Origin of the sequence: Pseudanabaena sp. CCNP1317, assembly GCF_034931345.1 — a bacterium.
Taxonomy (GTDB): domain Bacteria; phylum Cyanobacteriota; class Cyanobacteriia; order Pseudanabaenales; family Pseudanabaenaceae; genus Pseudanabaena; species Pseudanabaena galeata.
Genome location: NZ_JAYGIF010000109.1, coordinates 23,134 through 43,989 on the forward strand (window position 1 = coordinate 23,134; position 20,856 = coordinate 43,989).

21 protein-coding genes are annotated in these 20,856 nt (G+C 42.9%); 11 read left to right on the forward strand and 10 right to left on the reverse strand.

Features of this window, described 5'->3' with window-relative positions; genetic code table 11:
- Positions 1-11: 11 nt before the first annotated feature.
- The 5 genes from glmM to argS form a co-directional block, all read right to left on the reverse strand.
- Complete coding sequence (gene glmM / locus VB775_RS20085) at positions 12-1,397, reverse strand: phosphoglucosamine mutase (protein WP_281006677.1); 1,386 nt, start codon at positions 1,395-1,397, stop codon at positions 12-14.
- Between the two features lie 262 nt (positions 1,398-1,659).
- Positions 1,660-3,174, reverse strand: a complete 1,515-nt coding sequence (locus VB775_RS20090; RefSeq protein ID WP_281006676.1) for a tetratricopeptide repeat protein — start codon at positions 3,172-3,174, stop codon at positions 1,660-1,662.
- 64 nt (positions 3,175-3,238) lie between these two features.
- A complete protein-coding gene (gene clpP / locus VB775_RS20095; RefSeq protein WP_281006675.1) occupies positions 3,239-3,835 on the reverse strand; it encodes an ATP-dependent Clp endopeptidase proteolytic subunit ClpP in 597 nt (198 codons plus the stop codon).
- Between the two features lie 411 nt (positions 3,836-4,246).
- The gene (locus VB775_RS20100; RefSeq protein ID WP_281006674.1) at positions 4,247-4,474 is read right to left on the reverse strand and encodes a DUF6737 family protein; all 228 of its coding nucleotides are present in this window, start codon (positions 4,472-4,474) and stop codon (positions 4,247-4,249) included.
- Positions 4,475-4,584: 110 nt separating this feature from the next.
- Positions 4,585-6,330, reverse strand: coding sequence for an arginine--tRNA ligase (gene argS / locus VB775_RS20105; RefSeq protein WP_281006673.1), 1,746 nt, complete (start codon positions 6,328-6,330; stop codon positions 4,585-4,587).
- Between the two features lie 348 nt (positions 6,331-6,678).
- On the opposite strand from argS, the gene VB775_RS20110 reads away from it, so the two are divergent.
- On the forward strand, positions 6,679-7,221 hold the full coding sequence (locus tag VB775_RS20110) for a hypothetical protein (protein ID WP_281006672.1): 543 nt from the start codon (positions 6,679-6,681) through the stop codon (positions 7,219-7,221).
- Here VB775_RS20110 and VB775_RS20115 read toward each other — a convergent pair.
- Positions 7,218-7,766 carry a 2'-5' RNA ligase family protein gene (locus VB775_RS20115; protein ID WP_281006671.1) on the reverse strand — a complete coding sequence of 183 codons (549 nt, stop codon included), beginning with the start codon at positions 7,764-7,766 and terminating at the stop codon, positions 7,218-7,220. The two genes, VB775_RS20110 and VB775_RS20115, sit on opposite strands and share 4 nt — an antisense overlap.
- A gap of 221 nt (positions 7,767-7,987) precedes the next feature.
- Between VB775_RS20115 and VB775_RS20120 the strand changes: the two genes are divergently transcribed.
- From VB775_RS20120 to mtnA, 10 genes are all read left to right on the forward strand, one after another.
- Positions 7,988-8,539: a hypothetical protein gene (locus VB775_RS20120; RefSeq protein ID WP_281006670.1), complete on the forward strand. Its 552-nt coding sequence runs from the start codon at positions 7,988-7,990 to the stop codon at positions 8,537-8,539.
- Positions 8,540-8,570: 31 nt separating this feature from the next.
- A complete protein-coding gene (locus VB775_RS20125; protein WP_281006669.1) occupies positions 8,571-8,717 on the forward strand; it encodes a hypothetical protein in 147 nt (48 codons plus the stop codon).
- Positions 8,718-8,869: 152 nt separating this feature from the next.
- Positions 8,870-10,468 carry a lysine--tRNA ligase gene (gene lysS, locus VB775_RS20130; RefSeq protein WP_281006668.1) on the forward strand — a complete coding sequence of 533 codons (1,599 nt, stop codon included), beginning with the start codon at positions 8,870-8,872 and terminating at the stop codon, positions 10,466-10,468.
- 194 nt (positions 10,469-10,662) lie between these two features.
- Positions 10,663-11,712 carry a metal ABC transporter solute-binding protein, Zn/Mn family gene (locus VB775_RS20135; protein ID WP_281006667.1) on the forward strand — a complete coding sequence of 350 codons (1,050 nt, stop codon included), beginning with the start codon at positions 10,663-10,665 and terminating at the stop codon, positions 11,710-11,712.
- Between the two features lie 140 nt (positions 11,713-11,852).
- Positions 11,853-13,211, forward strand: coding sequence for a ribosome biogenesis GTPase Der (gene der / locus VB775_RS20140; RefSeq protein ID WP_281006666.1), 1,359 nt, complete (start codon positions 11,853-11,855; stop codon positions 13,209-13,211).
- 68 nt (positions 13,212-13,279) lie between these two features.
- A complete protein-coding gene (locus VB775_RS20145) occupies positions 13,280-13,546 on the forward strand; it encodes a hypothetical protein (RefSeq protein ID WP_281006665.1) in 267 nt (88 codons plus the stop codon).
- Positions 13,547-13,966: a type II toxin-antitoxin system VapC family toxin gene (locus VB775_RS20150; RefSeq protein ID WP_281006664.1), complete on the forward strand. Its 420-nt coding sequence runs from the start codon at positions 13,547-13,549 to the stop codon at positions 13,964-13,966.
- A gap of 100 nt (positions 13,967-14,066) precedes the next feature.
- Positions 14,067-15,497, forward strand: coding sequence for an adenylate/guanylate cyclase domain-containing protein (locus VB775_RS20155; RefSeq protein ID WP_281006663.1), 1,431 nt, complete (start codon positions 14,067-14,069; stop codon positions 15,495-15,497).
- A 143-nt stretch (positions 15,498-15,640) separates the two neighbouring features.
- Positions 15,641-16,006 carry a hypothetical protein gene (locus VB775_RS20160; protein WP_281006662.1) on the forward strand — a complete coding sequence of 122 codons (366 nt, stop codon included), beginning with the start codon at positions 15,641-15,643 and terminating at the stop codon, positions 16,004-16,006.
- A gap of 73 nt (positions 16,007-16,079) precedes the next feature.
- Positions 16,080-17,183: an S-methyl-5-thioribose-1-phosphate isomerase gene (mtnA, locus tag VB775_RS20165; RefSeq protein WP_281006661.1), complete on the forward strand. Its 1,104-nt coding sequence runs from the start codon at positions 16,080-16,082 to the stop codon at positions 17,181-17,183.
- A gap of 34 nt (positions 17,184-17,217) precedes the next feature.
- Here the strand turns inward: mtnA and VB775_RS20170 are convergent, their stop codons facing one another.
- From VB775_RS20170 to VB775_RS20185, 4 genes are all read right to left on the reverse strand, one after another.
- A complete protein-coding gene (locus VB775_RS20170; protein WP_281006660.1) occupies positions 17,218-17,739 on the reverse strand; it encodes a hypothetical protein in 522 nt (173 codons plus the stop codon).
- 397 nt (positions 17,740-18,136) lie between these two features.
- Positions 18,137-18,364, reverse strand: coding sequence for a hypothetical protein (locus tag VB775_RS20175; RefSeq protein WP_281006659.1), 228 nt, complete (start codon positions 18,362-18,364; stop codon positions 18,137-18,139).
- 61 nt (positions 18,365-18,425) lie between these two features.
- Positions 18,426-20,246, reverse strand: a complete 1,821-nt coding sequence (locus VB775_RS20180; protein ID WP_281006658.1) for a S8 family peptidase — start codon at positions 20,244-20,246, stop codon at positions 18,426-18,428.
- An 87-nt stretch (positions 20,247-20,333) separates the two neighbouring features.
- The gene (locus VB775_RS20185) at positions 20,334-20,483 is read right to left on the reverse strand and encodes a DUF2256 domain-containing protein (protein WP_094529854.1); all 150 of its coding nucleotides are present in this window, start codon (positions 20,481-20,483) and stop codon (positions 20,334-20,336) included.
- Positions 20,484-20,856 lie beyond the last annotated feature (373 nt).

The window sequence follows — 20,856 nt, forward strand, 5'->3', positions numbered from 1 at the left end:
GCTATAGCTTTTTAAGCTTTGACAAACTGCTTTGCGATGAGTCCTGTCAAACTATTTGTCCAATGCTGTGCCAAATCAAGAGTCTCAGCCTCCACCATGACGCGCATCAACGGCTCTGTACCAGAGGCTCTGACTAGAATCCGACCCCGATCGCCTAAATCCTGTTCGGCTAAAGCGATCGCTTGCACTAATGCATCACAGGTCTGCCAATTGCGTCGCAACTCCCGATCTTCGACACGGACATTCTTGAGCAACTGCGGATAAGGATGAAAGCTCTGATCCATAAGTTCGGCTAAAGGTGCTTTTTGTTTAGCAAGAGCCGCAAGGTGCAATGCGGCAAGTAACCCATCACCGCTGACGGCATAATGACGACATAGGACATGTCCTGACTGTTCGCCGCCGAGCATTGCACCCGATCGCACCATTTCGGCATGGACATATTGATCGCCTACGTCGGTGCGGACTAAGTTACCGCCAAGTTTTTGCCATGCCCGTTCAAAGCCAAGATTTGCCATCACGGTGGTGACGATCGCACTATCGGGTAGTTGATTGTTTTCTAATAACTCCTGTCCCCACAGGTACAAAATGTAATCACCATCAACCACACGTCCATTGCTATCGACGGCTAAGACGCGATCGGCATCACCATCAAAGGCAAAGCCCATATCTGCCTGATGCTCTTTCACGGCTGCCCGTAATGGTTCGAGATGGGTAGAGCCGCAATTAACATTAATGCGATCGCCATCGGGTTCTTGGTGTAAGCAAATTACCTCTGCGCCCAAGTTACGAAATACTTCTAGGGAAACGCGAGTTGCTGAACCATAGGCTAGATCCAATACTACTTTCAAACCGCTTAAATCCGTAGCGATCGAGGATTGCAAAGACTCTTGATAATCAGAAATTAAATGCGCCTTTTCGTGATACTTGCCCCAATCCGTAGAGGAATTAACCAGATCAGCATGAAGCCGTGATTCGAGCAAAACTTCGATCGCCTGTTGAGTTTCGCCACAAAGCTTTGCCCCATTATCACCAAAGAACTTAATACCGTTATCTTCAGGTGGATTATGGCTCGCCGAAATCATTACACCGCCAAATATTTCAGGAGAATTAGCCGTCAAGTAGGCGATCGCAGGTGTAGGACATAGTCCAATATGCCAAACATCCCAACCCGCCGCCGTTAACCCTGCGGAAATTGCCGATGAGAGCATGTCGCCCGATGTCCGCGAGTCTTGCCCGATCGCAATTACATTTGCTCTCTTGGTCTGATTGATGGACTGATCAAGCTCAACTCGCTCTTTTAAAATTTTGCCTGCACTAATCCCAACCTCAAGCGCCAGTGGAGCCGTCAGAAAACTCCCAACATGACCGCGAATACCATCTGTACCAAATAATTTCATAAATATGTTTCCTCACACACTACATATTAAAAAGCTTTTAAGTAGCTAGGCATAATTAAAACCCAGAGCTAAAACCTGTGGCGCACGCTGCGCGTGCGCCACAGGTTTTAGGGTTTTATATTTAATTGCGCCCAGTTACTTATAGCGTTTACCAGTCTAAGTACGGGTTTGTTTTCCCACCTTCGGCGGGAAAACAAACCTGTGTACCTCGCTTACTTGAAAAGCGCTATATACCAATTCACGAAAGTGTGACAACACTTTTCTACTCACTCAACTTTAAATCAATGTATGAGGTATCGTGGCTGGCTAATACTACTACTTCCTGCCCAGCATAAACAGATTTAGGCGGATCGACAATATGGACAGCCTGCATCCAGCAAGTATCTTGACTCAAGGGACTAGTATCTAGATAAATCTCATCATCTAACCATAGACGAAACCAAAAGGCGATCGCATGGCAATTTCCATTTTGCATAATCTGGACAGCTATCTTGCGATTTTCAGGCTCGATATTAGCCCCACAGAAGTCAAACTCAAAGACCTCAAAAGGCTGACAGAGGATTTTATGTTTGAAGTTACGCAAAAATAATTGCAAGTAATCTTCTTTTTTGGAAAAAGTATTAAACAAACTCAGATCAAAACCAGACACCATATTCACACGATCCGTATGAAACACATCCTGACTCTCAACCAAAGCTGCATATACAGTTGCTGCCCTAGGAATAATCTTGGCACTGGGTTTCAGTAAGTGTTCACGGGCATGACGAATAGAAGGAACTGCATACTCTGCTAAGAGTCCCACATCAAAAATTTCGCTGACTAAGATATCGGCAGGTTCGGCTAAATCCTCACCGACTTTTAAGTCATTGGATAGTTTATTAAACGTAGTAATCTGTTGACTATAGCCATTAGCCTCCACAATTTGTCGGGCGATATTAGCGATTACATTCACCTTTTCACAGGTATATACTTGCTTTGCACCAGCCCTTGCAGCCATAAGGGCTAGTAATCCAGAGCCAGAACCAATATCTAAAACTACGGAGTCAGGCTTGACCAGTTTTTGTAAGGTCTTTTCATAGCAATCATTGCGGTAAGTATCATTCATCATTGGGAAATGCCAACGTGGTACGAACCTGTTGTAGATTTTGTTCAACTTCTGAGAAAGTTCGGGCAAGTTGGGATTTATGGCATAGGCTTGTTCATAACAAGTAATCGCTTCTTCAAACTGACCTTGTAATGCTAAACAGTTACCAATATTGCAATAGGCTTCGGCATATTCGGGTTTATGAACAAGCGCATTTTGAAAATATTGTACAGATGCTCCATAGTTACATCGGTTATATTCAATGTTGCCTAGCTCTAGAAAGGATTCAGCCAATTCTGGATTAATCTCTAGGGATTTGTGAAATGCTGATTCGGCTGCATTAATCTGTAATTGATCGCGTAGGAAATACCCATAATGAAGATAGAATACTGCGTATTCAGATTCTATTTCTAAGGTGTCTTGATAGTAAGTAAATGCTTCGTCTAATGAATTAGAACTATCTTCATTACTATTAGAAATATTTGAGGGGGATGTGACTAAGATATTGCTAGGATCATAATTCTCATCTGCGTACTGATGTCGAATATCAATAGCTCGATCATAGGCCGCGATCGCCTCTTCCCAATTTGCTTGCTGATAACAGGCTCTTGCTAAACGCAGCCACACCTGATCATCACAAGAATTTATTTCGGCTTCTTGTTTAAGGGATTTCAAAGAGTTTGCTTCAAGCATATTTACTCAAAATTAAATATTAAAAATAAAAAATGGCTCAAGTCTTGAGCCATTTTTTACAATACTAACTAGCAACTTCAAATTTTGGGCGTTGTGACACAACTTCGTCGATCAACCCATAATTTTTGGCTTCATCGGGAGCCATAAAGAAATCGCGATCGGTATCTTCGGCAATGCGTTCAATGGGCTGTCCTGTATGGAAAGCCATCAACTCATTGAGACGATTCTTGTGATACAGGATTTCCTTAGCTTGGATTTCGATATCTGTCGCTTGTCCTTGTGCGCCACCAAGGGGCTGGTGAATCATGATGCGTGTATGGGGCAAAGATAGTCTTTTACCCTTTGCACCACCAGTGAGCAAGAAAGCCCCCATACTTGCTGCTAGTCCCACACAGATGGTGGAAACATCAGGACGAATGTGCTGCATCGTATCGTAAATAGCCATTCCTGCGGTCACAGAACCACCAGGGGAGTTGATATACAAGAAAATATCTTTTTCGGGGTCATCGGCTTCGAGAAAAAGCAACTGAGCAACGATGATATTAGAAATACTGTCGTCAACCTGTTGCCCCAAAAATACGATCCGCTCCCGCAGTAGACGCGAAAAAATGTCAAAGGCTCTTTCGCCACGACCAGACTGTTCAATTACGGTTGGGATCATAGTTTATCTTTACGGTTTACTCTCATCATATTGTACTGATATGTCATAAAAGCTAACCGTTGTCTCTATTCGGATTTCACCACGCAAATATAGCGCTTTTCAATCTAGCGAGGTACAAAGGTTTGTTGCCCTGCCTTCGGCAGGGCAACAAACCAGTAGTTAGATTGGTAAACGCTATATATTAATCTTGCAGCGCTCTGCGCTCAAGTCCAAACCAAGAGAAAAATTTGAAAGCTTTGCAAAGCTTTCAAATTTTTCTCTTGTGGCTCGTTTGATCAACATTAAAACCTAAAACCAGAAGCTGTCCCGCCCGCGTATCAGGCGGGACAGCTTTCTAGTTTTTTAGTTTTATGCCTAGCTACTTGGTAGCAAGAAGCAACTTGAAGTCTTTAGCCTAATAATGCTGGGATATTAACTAATTTCTTGATTTACAACATCTTGCTGAGCTAATTTGGGGAATAGAATCACGAAAAATCCCATCCATGCAGTTATAGGAATCGCGACCAAAATCGATAACCAAACTAGTTTAAATAACAGCCAGCTACCACTAATAATCGAGATTCCAGTCAAGATGATTGACCAGGGTTGACACCACCAAGGCTTATGATTCCAAATACTATCAGGTTGTTCTAAAGTCATTTTTGAATTTCTAAATTGACAACTATTCAGGGCTTGGGAACCAAGCCCTAAACCATACATTTATTTGGTAGGGGCTTGGTTTCCAAGCCCTAAACTTTTATGATTTTGCATTACATACGTTCTAAAACACGAATACCGAGGAGATTTAATCCTAATTTGAGAGTTTTGGCGGTGATGTCACAGAGACTCAATCGCGAGATCCTTTCGGACTCTTCCGCTTGCAATACAGGGCATTGCTCGAAGAATTGATTGAACTTTTGGCTGAGTTCAAAGAGATATTGACAGAGACGGTTGGGGAATAACTCTTCCGCAACCGCATCGATCGCTTCGGCAAATTGTAACAAATGCTTAGCTAGGACAATCTCAGGATCTTGAGTGAGCTTTACCGCATCAACATTCAAACTGGCAAAATCAATCTCGCCCTTGCGTCCAATGCCCTGTACACGCACATAGGCATAGAGCATATAGGGCGCTGTGTTTCCTTGCAGAGCTAGCATCTTGTCAAAGCTGAAGATGTAGTTACTGGTGCGATTTTGCGAGAGATCGGCGTACTTGACGGCTCCAAGTCCGATCGCTTCGGCGACATCTTGTTTAAACTCCTCTGAGGCTTCAGGGTTACGGGTTTCGATGTCGGCACGGGCGCGAGTAATTGCTTCTTCGAGGAGACTCTTAAGGGCGATCGTATCACCCGATCGCGTTTTAAACTTCTTGCCATCGTCACCCATCACTAAGCCAAAGGGAACATGGGTAGTCTGCACAGTTTCAGGAATCCAATTAGCACGTTTAGCAACTTGAAAAACTTGGGCGAAATGTCCTGACTGTCCGATATCAGTAACGTAAATGATGCGAGTGGCTTTGTCTTCACGAATGCGATAGCGCAAAGCGGCGAGGTCAGTGGTTGCGTAGTTATAACCGCCATCGGATTTCTGGACAATAAGCGGCAAGGGTTGACCATCTTTATTAGTGAAGCCTTCCAGAAATACACATAACGCACCTTGATTCTCTTGCAATAAGCCAGTTTCGCGTAGGTCGGTAACTACATCAGATAAGAACTGATTATAAAAAGATTCGCCGCGCTCTTCTAATTGAATATTCAGTGCATCATAGATCTTTTGGAATTCACGGCGCGACTGTTCGCAAAGTAATTGCCATGCTAGTTTTGCTTCAGCGCCTCCCGCTTGTAACTCCACTACAGCCTTGCGAGAAGTTTCCTTAAAGGTTTCATCTTCGTCAAAGCGTTTTTTGGCGGCGCGATAGAGTTCTACCAAGTCACCGATCGCGATCGCATCAGCTTTAGTCAGAGCATCGGGATAAACTTCGCGCAAGTAAGAAATCAACATCCCAAATTGAGTTCCCCAGTCACCAACATGGTTGAGGCGAAGGACTTCGTGACCTTGAAATTCTAAAATCCGCGCAATGCTGTCACCGATAATCGTCGATCGCAAATGTCCGACATGCATTTCCTTAGCAATATTTGGACTTGAGAAATCGACAATTACGCGATCGGGTTTTTCGACCTTGGAGATCGCGAGGCGATCGCTTTTTTGCATTTTTGCTAATTGGGTTTCTAAGTAACTAAGTTTCAGCTTTAAGTTAATAAATCCTGCTCCTGCGATCGTCGGAGCCTCGAACATATCGTCAACTTGTACGTTTGCAATTATTTGAGCTGCTACATCTTGAGGCTTTTGTTTGAGTTTTTTAGTTAAACCTAAAGCTGCATTACATTGATAATCACCAAACTTAGCATCCTTAGAAGGAGCAACAGCGGGATCGTGGTTGGCATATTCTTCACCAAAAGCTTTGGCGATCGCCTTAGAGAAGCGAATTTTTAAATCGGATAAAACGGAGGTGGTCATGGGTTAGTTGTCGCTTTTAGCCTAGGCAAATCAATATAGCGTTTTTTAAGATCGATTGACTGATGTTACATAAGTAGCTGGGCATAATTAAACCTCAGAGCCAAAACCTGTGGCGCACGCGCAACGTGCGCCACAGGTTTTAGGCTTTTAAAACCCTTACTGGGTTTGGTTTTTAATTAAGTACTGCAATACTTTCGTGAATTGGTATAAAGAGGGTTTGGAGACCAAACCCCTACCTATCCTCCTAAATGTAGGGGCTTGGTCTCCAAGCCCCATTGGATTAAGGGAACCACAGAAGCTCTTTTGCCTTCTACGGTTTATAGAGTTATTATGGTAGTCAAAAATTATATGAAAAACTTTAGGGTTAAGGCTTTTAGTCAAATTTTTAGACAGGTATGTTTGGGTGTTGGGGCTTTGGTGATCGCGCAATTATCCATATTCACAAATCCCAGTTTTGCTGCGCCGAACAATATCAAGCTGAGTGTGTATCCTAGGGATTCGGGTGGGACTTTTCCGCTTTGTCCTACTGAGGTGAGTCTCACTCAAACACCACGTCCCTATGCTGAGGGTGGTTATACTACCGATGGCTCAGCGTCTCTGGGTTGGTTTGCAAGGGAGTTTCGGATTGAGAAAAGTGATGAGTTTAGTGTGACTTGGGTAGCAAATTTGCAGGTTAAGTATCGCAGCTGTAAGGGGACAGCAGGTATCACTAAGTATAATGATGAGCAGTTTGAAGGGCATTCATATTTACGAATGCGGTTTGAGAATGGCAAGGTTTACTTGATTTTGGATATGACGGGGATGAGAGATGCGAATGGGCTAACGCCTGTAATTTTGAATAGGAGTGTGAAGAATGGTAATCCTGTTTGGACATGGGGAGGTACAGATTAAATTGATGATTGCCAAGGAAAAGTAGATAGAATATTCCATTTTTGTGCCTCATATTTCAACAGTGTCAGATTAATTGATTCAAATTCAAACTTAATCTGGCGATCACTAAATTCCGCCCAAGCTTGTTCAAAGTTCTCAGGGGTTAGGTCGCGAAAAGCAACGGTCATATGTGGCACAAAGGGTCTAGAAGCATAGGGATCGTGAATGCCGAGATTGTTGGCAAGGGTAGCCGCAATATCTACATAGAGGTTTGGCAAAATTGGATTGGGCGCAACATTGAGATAAATAACGCGAGGTGGGAATGCGGCAAATCCTGATAGGTTGATCGTAAAAGGCGATCGCGTTTTAGCAAATTTCTCTAGTTCTATTTGTAATGGTTCGAGGCGATCGCTTGATAATTCAAATGGAGGAATTAGGGTGATGTGAGGTGGAGATTTGAGAGTGGATTGAGTGCTGTAGCGATCGCGGAAGTCATGTTGAATTTGTCTAACTTCATCTTGAATAGAATCAGGTGGCAACAATGCGATAAAAAATTTTTGGTTCATTACATGAGGTGTAACTTTTTAGGGGATATTCTATCATTTTGCATAAGGTATAGCTAAAGCAATTGCCGATCAAACGAAGTAAGAAAGGCAACGCGCAAGGAGCGTGAATATTATGAAAACTGAAGATTTAAAAAACGATTGGATTGAAATTGTCCAACAACGAATTAATTAAATCGCAATTGCTTTAAAACTATAAGTTAGGTCATCCACTCCATACATCAATGAATCTCACTGAAATAAACGAACAGACAATAAAAATAGTATCAAAGAACGCTCAAAAAGCCTTTGACGCTCTACAAGCAGAAGAGTTTTCTTCTGTTCCAAAGAACCAAAAAGTTGCATGGGCTATGGCTGCAATGATTCACTGTGATATGTGCAGATTGGTTGTAGCCTTTGATGAATGTGATCGAGAAGGCTTGGCAAGGCTTCTCTGGATGGTTGATATCTCTTCAAAGCTATTTGAAGCCAAGAATTGGTATTTCGGCAAAGGCGGAAGGCTCCTCTTAGAGATTGCAAAAAATAAGAACTGCGGGGACAACGCTATTCGGGAAAAAATTAAAGAGATAAAAACCAATCACCCGATCGGAAAAGTCGAGAAGTACTCTATCTATCGGAATAAAATTGGCTATCACTATGATGAGCACGCACTGGACTTGCTAGAGCAGTTTGGCAAAGAAGATGCTGAGATCTTTTTCGATATGATATCCACATTCGCCAGATTTTCTGGTGAGTGGGCACAATTGACAAGTTCTTTGATTAAGAAGCAGTTGTAGTAGTAAGCCAAGGCTTAACTCAGATGTTAGGTTGATTTTTCTATTTCTTTCTATAGATATTTATCTCATTCAACAACAAATCAAAAGCAAGATAGAAACAATTGTTACAGAATCTCGCCTAGAACTCTCTGCTCATAATACTAATGGAAATGGAAATAGCGATCGCCATCAAAGATAAAAGGCAAATGACAACTTAATTTACGACTGGGGCAAAAAAATAGGGTCAGAAAATTTTTAATCCTGTTAGACTAGACAAGGCGCGAAATTGTCTAGATTAACAAAATCATACGCCAAACCTAACTCTTGAAAGACTTTCGGATAATTACCACTATGTTTTGGGCGGATAAATTTGCAGCAGATGCAAGCGGCGATCGCATTATAGTCAACGATTCCAAAACCCCCTCTGGGCGCGTTCATGTCGGCTCATTGCGCGGGGTTGTGATTCACGATGCCATCTATCGCGCCCTCAAACACGCAGGTAAACCCGTCACCTTTACCTACGGCGTTGACGATTACGATGCGCTCGACACCGTACCCCATTATTTAGATCAAGCCAAATTTGCACCCTATTTAGGACAGCCCCTCTGCAATGTCCCCTCACCCGAAGCATCGGCGACTGATTATGCCAAATACTTTATGGGCGAATTTCTCGAAGTATTCGAGCATTTAGGTGTGCGTCCCCAAGTTTATTACCTGCGCGACCTCTACCGTTCAGGCAAGATGAATCAATATATTGATCTCTTCTTGAACAATGCTCACCTCGTCCGCGAAGCCTACAAAGAAGTCAGCAAAGCCGATCGCCCCTCCAATTGGTATCCTTTCCAAGCCATTTGCGAGAACTGCGGCAAAATTGCGACGACAGTAGTCACTGATTACCAAGATGGTAAGGTGTTTTATACCTGTCAACCTAACGCAATGGAATATGTCAAAGGTTGCGGTCACACAGGCTGGATATCACCCTTTGATGGCAATGGTAAGTTGCCTTGGAAAGTAGAATGGGTTGCCAAATGGGAAGTCGTCGGCGTATCGATTGAACTTGCTGGTAAAGACCATTCCCAAAAAGGTGGTTCTCGCGATGTCGCTAACTCCATTTATCGCAAGATCTTCAAAAAGAATCCACCCACCCATGCCCCCTATGAATTTATTTTGGTAAATGGAACCAAGATGAGTTCCTCTAAGGGTGTCGGTTCCAGCGCTAAGGAAATCGCCGATCTCTTACCACCTGAACTACTCCGCTTCTTGATGTTGCGGACACAGCCTCGTAGCGTGATTAACTTCTCGCCGAATTACGAGACAATTACCCGCTTATTCCGTGACTATGACACTCTGATTGATAAATATCAGGCTGATACAGTCAAAGACGAAAAGGCGCTAGAGGATTTGGTTCCCTTAGTCTATTCGCAATTGAATACCGATGAACAAGTTGCAGGTTATCAAGCCTTTGACTTCAGCACCCTGATTTCACTGCTACAAATCCCTCATCTCGATCTCGAAGCCGAGATTGTTGCTAGAAGTGCGAATCCACTCACCGATCGCGATTGGGAAGTAGTCCGCGATCGCATCCGTGTTGGCAAAAAATGGTTGCAAGACTATGCCGATGAAGAAGAGAAGCTAGTTCTCTATCTGGACTCAATGCCTGAAAAAGCGAAAAACCTCACCGCCGAACAGGTTACTTATCTGGAGACATTAGCGACTAATCTCGCTGGTGATGTTAACTGGGAAGGTGAAGCATTACAAACGCTATTATTTAGTACTTCCAGACAAATTGAAGTCTCTCAGAAGAGTGCTTTTGCCGCAGTTTATTACACCTTCTTAAATAAGGAGAAGGGGCCAAAAGCAGGAAGTTTACTTTCCTATTTAGAGAAAGATTTTGTGATTCAGCGGATTAAAGAAGCGATCGCTTTAAATCTCACAACTAGTGGTTCATAAAAAAAGCGGCGCATTGCGCCGCTTTTTTTATAGCTGTTGCCAAGTATAAAACCAAAGCACAAAATGGCTCCACCATTTTGTGCTTTGGTATATAAAGATGTTATGATAATGATTATCATTTTCTGTAATAAAGTATAAAAATGTCTCTGCCGAACTCTGCAAAATTGACCTCAAAGCTATTCACAAAAAAAAGCTTGAGACTTTCTTCAGCTTTTAGTGCGGCTCTGATAGCGATCGCGGCTAGTCTTGTTTCCTGCACTGTGGCTACTGATGCGAATAAACCCCCTACAGCAACTACTCAAGCCACTACCTCACCAGTTACCAAAACCGAAGAACAACCTCTAGTTGTGGCAACTAACTCCGTAGCCTGTGGTTTGGCTAGACAAATTGCAGGGGATACGATTAATCTCAAATGCTTAATCGAAGCAGGAACCGATCCCCATATTTATCAACCTAATCCTGAAGATCGGAAAGCGATCGACTCCGCCAAGTTAGTTATCTATGGTGGTTATGACTTTGAGCCAAGCTTGATCAAACTCATTCAAGCAAGTTCCAATCCTGCGCCCAAAATAGCCGTTAATGAGGTTGCAGTGCCTAGCCCTATCATGTCGGCAGATGGTCATAGTCACAGCCATGATCACGATCACGATCACGAAAAAGAAAAAAAATCAGGCGAGAAAGAAGCCGATCCTCATGTTTGGAATAATGCTCAGAACGGAATTAAGATTGCTCAGTCGATTAGTAAGAGCTTAATAGCTCTACGTCCCGATCAAGCGGAAACCTATACCCAAAATACTGCCAAACTTGTTAGCGAACTAGAACAGATCGATATTTGGATTAAAGCTCAAATTGCCACAATTCCTGAAAGCTCACGGAAGTTAATCACTACCCATGATGCTCTGGGTTACTATGCTCAAGCCTATGGACTTTCTGTTGAAGGTGCTTTGAATGGGCTTAGTACTGACGAGCAAACAACGCCAACTAGAGTTAAAGAACTGGTGAATGTGATCAAATCCAGTCAAGTACCAACTATTTTTGCAGAAGTATCGATCAATCCTAAATTGATTACCACCGTTGCTAAGGAAGCAAATGTCAAGGTGTCTGAACGGGTACTCTATGCTGATGGGCTAGGCGCAAAGGGTAGTGAGGCTGAGACCTATGCAGGCATGTTGATCGCCAATACGCGCACGATTGTCGAAGGTTTAGGCGGCAAGTACACCCCCTTTCAATTAAAAACGCCTTAAAGAGCCTTGCTCTTTACGACATAAACCCTAAACGAGAAAGGCGGAGCTTCGCGCCGCCTTTCTCGTTTAGGGTTTGATATTGACGAACTCATCAAATTAAAGTTATAGTAGTGAGTTCGGAATTCCAAAACTGTAAAGCTATGCCCCTCCCGATTGTTGCCGTTGTCGGTCGCCCCAATGTGGGCAAATCCACTCTCGTAAACCGCCTGTCGGGTGAACAATACGCGATCGTCTATGATGAACCGGGCGTAACCCGCGATCGCGTCTACCGTGATTGTTTCTGGGGCGCACATGAATTTCAAGTCGTGGACACAGGCGGCTTAGTATTCGACGATGAGACAGAATTTTTACCAATGATTCGCGAACAGGCGGAAATAGCCATTCGTGAATCGGCGGCGGTGATTTTTGTGGTCGATGGTATGGCAGGGATCACCGATGCTGATGAGCAATTAGGCGGCTGGTTACGACGACAAAATATTCCTGTATTACTTGCGGTTAACAAATGTGAAGGTTCTAAATATGGACTTTCATTAGCAGCAGAATTTTGGAATTTGGGCTTAGGTGAACCGATCCCGATGTCGGGAATTCATGGTAACGGTACGGGCGAATTGCTAGATGAGTTAATCAAGCATTTACCAGCACCCGAAGAAGTAATTAAAGAAAGCGACGAAATCAAAGTAGCGATTATCGGTCGTCCGAACGTTGGTAAGTCCAGCTTGTTAAATGCTTTCATCGGTGAAAATCGTAGTATTGTGAGTCCGATTTCTGGCACAACTCGTGATGCGATCGACATGTCAGTTGAACGCGATGGCAAAAAATACCGTCTGATCGATACTGCGGGTGTGCGTCGTAAAAAGAATATTGATTACGGTATTGAATTTTTTAGCATTAACCGTGCGTTTAAGGCGATCGGACGTTCTGATGTCGTTTTACTAGTAATTGATGCCCTCGATGGCGTTACCGATCAAGATCAAAAATTGGCAGGTCGGATCAATGATGAGGGTAAAGCTTGCGTAATTGTGGTCAATAAATGGGATGCGATCGAAAAAGATTCCTATACTATTTACGATTACACGGCTGACGTTAAGAGCCGTCTGATGTTTGTGGAATATGCACCGATTATTTTCGTGAGTGCGCTTACAGGTCAGCGCGTCACCCAAATTCTCGATCGCATTGACATCGCCGCCGAGCAACATAAGCGCCGCGTTCCTACCGCAATCTTAAATGAAGCGCTCAACGAAGCAGTCACATGGCACGCACCACCCACCAGTCGCGGCGGTAAGCAGGGCAAAGTCTACTACTGCACCCAAATTTCCGATAGTCCACCAACAATCATCCTATTTGTGAACGATCCCCATCGTTTCAATGACAACTACAAGCGTTACATCGAAAATCAATTCCGCAAAACCCTCGGTTTTGAAGGCACGCCCCTCCGATTTATCTGGCGCGGCAAAAAAGATCGCGAAGTCGAAAAGTCCAAGAACTCAGCATTAAGATAAACACAAAGGGACGCAAAGCGTCCCTTTTGTTTTAGTTATACTTTTACAAGTAGTAGAGGTGATTTAACATGACAAGCCCGATAGTTAGTAATTTAACCGTCGATGAACTTAAAGATGTAATTGCCAGTTTTGTTGAAGAATATGAAGAAAAAGTGTCAGATGCTCGAATCCAACTTAAGCAAGTAGAAAACCTCTTAGGTTCTTTGCCCCATGTTAGCCAAGATAATCCTTGGCTAAAAATGGCTGGTATGCACCAAGATAATCCCTTATTTGAAGAAGTAGCAGCCTCTATCGAAGCCAATCATCAAGATATTACTGATGAGGAATTGAGTTAGATGAGTTTGTGGATACTTGATACTAACCATGTGATTTACTTACAAAATTCTCATCCTAATGTTCTGAAACATCTTTCTACTGTTAATTCCAAAGATGTTGCGATAACAGCAATTACTGCCGAGGAACAAATTCGTGGTTGGTTTAAGGTCATGAATGTTAATTCTGATCGTTGTGTCTGGGCTTATAAGGGTTTTAAGGATACATTGACATATTTGAAAAAAGTTAATGTGCTTGACTTCGATGAAAATGCATATCAAATTTATCAAGATCTCAAAAAGAAATTAACTAATAAAGTTGGTACGAAAGACCTCCAAATTGCAGCGATCGCGCTTTCTGTTAAGGGAATCGTAGTTACGAGTAATCACAAGGATTTCTGTAAAGTACCTGATTTGCAAATTGAAGATTGGACTATTTCCTGAAAACAAAATGATTGCTTTGCACTTTTGTTTTCTTAAGCACTATGACGGTTGCGATGATGACGTTACTACGGTTGAATAAAGTCAGTAGCATGGAGCACTCATGGAAGAGCGATCGCAAGCGCTGCTGAGCTTAGCTAAAGCAAAACTATCAAGACGGATTACCTTTTGGATTTTTATCAGTATTGTCGTCATTGAGGCGATTATTCTGGTTCCGTCTTATTTTCGGCGTGAACAAGAATTGATCAATCAGGTTGAAGAAGTCTCGGCTATTCAAGCGAGATTTTTTTTGCAAACCTCTAAATCGATGAAAGCAGAGTCAGGGTTTATAGATTTAGCAAAATCGATCAAGCGGGACACCAATATCGCAGGATGGGCGGTAGAAGATGCCAAAGGTCAGCGCCTTGATCAAAAGGGCGAAATCCCGACCCTCACCGCCGCAGATGTACGTGATAAACCGATCGCACGGTTTCGTAGTGCCGATGGCAATCGTTATGATGTTGCATGGAGTGGCAACCAGTTTGGTAGTGGTTATGTACTAATAGTTCGCCACAATGTCGAATTTATTCAGCAAGAGTTAGTTACTTTCGTATGGCGAATTATTGGGTTAGTAGCTATTATTTCCCTGTTTGTAACCGCTAGTACCTTAGTGATTTTGGGGGCGATCGTCATTTTGCCAATTTTAAAATTGCGCGAAGATCTTGAACTAGTTGCTGACTCCATTAGTCAAGAACAAATGAATTTACAGTTTCACTCGATGATTGCCCCACGAACTGATGAATTGGGAGATGTCATGGCAGCATTCAATCAGATGTATGCCCGAATTATCAAAGAGATATCAGAGCGTAAACGTGCTGAAGCCATTATTCAAAAGGAAAAAGACACATCTGAACATTTACTGCTGAACATTCTGCCCTATGCGATCGCTGAACGCCTAAAACAGGGAGAAAAAATTATTGCCGATGGTTTTAGTGAAGCCACAGTTTTATTCGCGGATATTGTTAGTTTTACAGAGCTATCCGCAAAAGTTCCACCAGTTAAATTGGTGTGCTTACTAAATGAAATTTTTTCTGAATTTGACGGATTAGCCGAAAAGTATGGGCTAGAAAAAATCAAAACTATTGGTGATGCCTATATGGTAGTAGGGGGACTACCCATGTTTCGTCCAGATCATGCTGAGGCGATCGCTGATATGGCTTTAGATATGCAAAAAGTAATAGGTCGCTTTGCCAGTGATTTGGGCGAACCATTCAAAATTCGGATTGGGGTCAATACAGGGCCAGTTGTCGCAGGAGTAATCGGCATTAAGAAATTTATTTATGATTTGTGGGGTGATGCGGTTAATGTTGCGAGCAGGATGGAGTCTCATGGATTAGCCGATCAGATCCAAGTCTCTGACTCCACCTATTTAATTTTGAAAAACAAATATAATTTTGCCGATCGTGGCAAGATTATGATTAAAGGTAAGGGAGAAATGCAAACTTACTTTTTAATTAATAAAATACTCCCATCCCAGTCTAAAAATAGACATTAAAGTCCAAGAATTAGTAGTGCGGCGCTTAGCGCCGCACTACTAATTCTTAAGTGCATAGGGAATAGTTAACTAAAAACCAAATAAAACATAAATTTTAATTGCTCAGCCTTCATAAAGGAAATGAGTCTCTCTCCCCAACAACGATGACAGCCATAGAAGAAACTAAATTTGAAGCTTATACTCTAGGAGCCGCAACCTTTGATTTAAGTGGGCTTCCGAAAGAATACTACACTCTAGTAGATGGTAGTAAGAGCATCATTTGGGTGCAACCAATTTTCCAAGCACTAGGGCTAAAGTCATTGTTAGCGGCTTCATTACCTGTTGAGAACTTTACCCATGCCGTAATCTATGGCAAGGAATATACGGCGGTGGTAATCAAGCAGCAAGGGAATTATTTAGCTTTACTAATCGAACCCAATGTCGAACTACCTGATGATCCATTTTTACTTTGGGCTTATTCTTTTGATGCAGCTTCTCTTAAAAATAATCCTAAGTTTCAAGTAATTTAAACTTTTGAGAGTTGATATTTGAGCATGATTGAGAAAAGATAAGGCTATTATCCGAGGATGACCAAGAAAAATTATGAATTCTACCTATAAAGCATTTTGGTTAGAAGATGGCGATCTGGTGGTGATTGACCAGACCCAACTGCCCTTTTGTTTGGTGACTAAAACTTTAAAAACTAGCGCTGATGCAACCCTCGCGATTCAGGATATGACTGTACGTGGTGCAGGGGTGATTGGTAATGTTGCGGCTTTTGGCGTGTATTTAGCGGCTAGGGAGAGTAATGGTGATTTAGAAAAAATCAAAGCTCTCTCAGCCGTAATTCGTAGCGCTCGTCCGACCGCCGTAAATTTGATGTGGGCTGTCGATCGCATGATTGCTGTCCTAGAAAAATCGGCACAACAAAAGCAAGCCCAAAAGCAAGATTTAGTAGAAATTGCCCTCAAAGAAGCGATCGCCATTGCCGATGAAGATGTGGTTGGCACAAGAAATATTGGTAAATTTGGCTGTGAATTGATTGAGGCGATCGCCAAGACTAAGCCCAAAGGCGAACCCGTGAATATCTTGACCCATTGCAATGCAGGATGGTTAGCGATCGTGGATCGAGGTAGTGCCTTAGCGCCTATCTATGAAGCTAGCGATCGGGGGATTAATATTCATGTATGGGTTGATGAAACTCGTCCACGCAATCAGGGCGCAAATCTAACCGCATGGGAACTCGGACAGTCCAAGATTCCCCATACACTGATTGCGGACAATACAGGTGGATTATTAATGCAGTATGGCAAGGTCGATCTTTGCATTGTGGGAACCGATCGCACTACCCGTAGCGGTGATGTGGCTAATAAAATTGGTACATATCTCAAGGCTCTAGCTGCCTTTGATAATCATGTTCCCTTTTATGTGGCTCTACCAAGTTCTACGTTTGATATGCAAATATCAGATGGAGTCAAAGAGATTGCGATCGAGACTCGTAGCGCTGATGAAGTTCTCTATATGCAAGGATTACAGGATAACGGCGATATTGGCAAAGTAAGAGTCGCTCCATTGGAAACTACAGCATTAAACTATGGATTCGATATTACGCCTGCAAGATTGGTAACTGGTTTGATTACTGAGCGGGGCATTTGTGAAGCTGCGGAAACTGCGATCGCTGGTATGTTTCTGGATCTAATTCCCTAAGATAGAGACGGCTCTGCCATCTCTATCTTAGATTTTATTGCCTTACAAGTTTTACAGGTTGCTCGTCAATTTGTATCGTCTTGCCATCTGCTAGCAATGTATAGGACTGATTAAGTGAACGCGGATTAGCTTTTTTACCATTAAAAGTTTCTAACTGTGACACTAGTTTTCCATTTTTGATGAATAACAGCCCTGTTGTTTTGATTGTTTCCTTTTTACCATTCGTAGAAGTAATATTGACTAATGCTTCAAATGCACCACTAGGCTTGATAATCCATTGCCCTGAAATTGATGCTATACCATATCTCTTTGCTTCAGCTAAGAATTCAGGTGTAAAGACCGTCTTATAGGTTCCCGCAATTTTAGCAATCTTGATCTCAGACTGCTTTATCTTTGCAGAAACAGATGCATTTTCAGAAGCATAAACTGCTTGCCAAGGCTGAAAGGTCTCTATGCTAGCGATCGCTGAGAAAGCCATAGTCACTGTGGCGATCGCTCCTAATATTCCCAAATTCCTGTAAGGCTGATGCTGATTGTGATCCTTGCTGTACGACATGAGAACCTCACAAAAAACTGTTTATAGGGTTAAGTATCTGGACATAATTAAAAACCAGAGGCAACCACTGTGGCGCACGCGCAGCGTGCGCCACAGTGGTTGAGGTTTTATATTTAATTACGCTTAGCTAAGTAGCTAGGTATAAGTAAACTAAAAACCTAGAAAGCAGTCCTGCCCGCTACGCGGGCAGGACTGCTTCTGATGTTTTAATTTGGTGAGCTAGTTAGAGCGTGTTTGAGAAGTTTTTACCCCCTCTAACGCCCCCTTGCAAAGGGGGAGGATCTGAGTTTCCGCCCTTTTGCAAGGGGGGATTAAGGGGGGTAAAAGCAGAAATTTACGCTAAATAAAAGACTTCTCAAACATGCTCTTACTTAGAATAGATGATCTCAATCAATAGTTATCCTAATCTTTGGAAATCTTCAATTTCGATAACTTCGCCGATCGCTGCCATCGTAAATACATCATCTCGGACTTTAGCTGTAACCTTTACTTTCAATCCTTCTTGCAAAATCGCTTCGGGGGCTGGTTGCCAAATCTCATACTGCTCATCAGTATCGGTTGCGATCGCCCAAGTTCCTGTGCCAATATCAATATATTCTACGGTTCCGATAATTTGGATATCCATTTATTTTCTGTAGTAATTTTCAAAACCCAAAGTGGGGATGCAAAGCACCCCCACTTTAGGTTTATATGCTAGAAGTTTCTGATTTAATCGATAGATAGGCAAACCCAAAACAAAGTAGTGAGTTGACGCTGAGAAAAGCGATCGCAGGGCTTCCATCACCAATCCACATCATCTGTGGCGCAAGCACTGCACTGGTTGCTAAGCAAGCAGAAGTCCCGATCGCTGAACCGATCGCAAACCATTTCCATTGGGGATGTCCGAGCAGAATCAGCAATAAGCCTAGGGGCAGTAATACACTTGCTGTAATCGGATTAAGTGCATTGGTATTAGAAAAAGCATTACCTAATTCAGGTAGAGAGCTTCCCGCAATACGGAAAGGAAGTTGGGTAACGTCAAATAGATAGAAGCCACGTAAAAAGAATAAACCTGCGCCGCCAAAGAAAACCCCATTATTAAATGACCAATTCCAACGGAAAGGGAACCAGCGATTGAGTAGCCACGCCAACAGATAGGAGCCAATCACCATAATTAGTTTAGGAATTAAAGCGATCGCTCCACCATCAATCCAAAAACGCGGACTTAAGTATCCATTGTCTCGCGCCCATCGCAAGAAATCAGGAATTCCTAATTGCCCTTGAGAAGCAATATTTACGGCGGCTGCCGCATTCAAATGCCCTGCTCCGTAATAGTTCAAGGTGTCATCAGTGACTTTACGGGAAGACTGTTTGAGAACTTGTAAAACCTTTTCAGGATCTTTCACTCCCGATGCTTCGATCAGAGCCACGACACCAGACACGTGAGGGGCTGCCATGCTAGTTCCTTGGAAAGCACTAAATACCGATTGCTTGGTTCTAGGATCGATCGTATTTTGCAAAATGCCGCCCGAAGTATCTCCCTTTTCGCCGTTTTTACCCCTTGCGATCGCGCCCCCAGGAGCCGCGACATCGATACCTGCACCATAGTTAGAATAGGGCGCTTTTTCACCAGTAGAACCCGTGGCGGATACCGCAATTACCTTAGGATAGCGGGCTGGGTAAAAAGCAGCATTGCGATTGGAGTTTCCTGCCGCCGCAACGATCACCACACCTTTTTTGTAGGCATAGTCGATCGCTTCTTGCATCAGCTTGCTTTCACCACCACCACCAAGGCTCATATTGATCACATTTGCGCCATTGTCTGCCGCAAAGATAATCGCTTCAGCAATATCGGAGATCGTGCCACCCCCTGAAGCAGCTAGTACTTTAATCGGCATGATGCTGGCTTCGTAGGCAATGCCCGCTACACCAAAATTATTATTTGTCGATTGGGCGATCGTTCCCGCAACATGGGTTCCATGCCCATTGTCATCGCTAGCATCTTCGCGATCGTTTACAAAGTCATATCCCTTAACAAAATTAGTGTTTTTAAGATCATCGACTTTGCTCACACCCGTATCGATGACGGCAACTGTGATACCTTTGCCCTTGGTCTTTTGCCAAGCCTTTTCCACTTCGATCGCTTTTAAATTCCACTGCTCCTTGTACATTGGATCATTGGGAGTTGTACCACCACCAATAAAGTCCATCGAATAAACATAATTAGCTTCGACATATTCAGTCAAGTTACGAAGTTCTTCCGACTGTTTGAGCTTGTCGAGGACTTGAGCATCGCCTTTAACGATGTAAAGACGGTTTGACTTGGAGAAGGGACTATTGAATTTTGGCTCAATTCCATATTTTGAGGCGATCGCCTTCAGTTCGCGATCAACTTGTTCCGATGACAAGTCATTGCGAAAATTCAATACCATCGAGTCATACTTACCTTGGACTGCTAAACCTTGATAGGTCGATAGCGCCCAAAACAAGCCTGCAAAAAACAAGCATGTGAGCAGAAATTTTTTCATAATCCTAAGCCATTAATCTCCAGTCCTCGACAGCTTTTCAGATATCAGGACAGGTGGCGCAAAGCGTCACCTGTCCTGATATTTATTTTAACTATTCCCTTTTTGCTTACGACAGCGATCGCTACAATATTTAACTTCGTCCCAGCATCTCTCCCATTTTTTACGCCATGTAAAGGGCTTGCCACAAACTACACAGTCTTTGCTAGGTAAAAAAGATTTATTGCCTTTATGAGCCATATTTACAAATATCAGTTCTAATATCTCGTAGTGCAACAACTATCCACTTATTCCTTTGAGCTTTTCATAGCGTTTGAATATGTCATTAGTAATTTTGACTGCTATCTCTTTATGGCTTGCTAAACATAGAGCGTACAAAGCTGAATTAGTTGAATTCCTCATTAGTACAGGCTTACTAACATGTCTAAAGAGAGATCTTAATTGTTCTGTATATAAACCAGCTAGCCACTCAGCCTTTATTGCTTCGGGTGCGACCTCAATACAATACAATTATTAGACAGCAGCAGGAAACCCATACTGATTGAGATTGTCCCAGAATTGCTCCCAACGAGTAGAAGTTAAAACTAAAGCTCTTAAACTCAAAATTATGCTC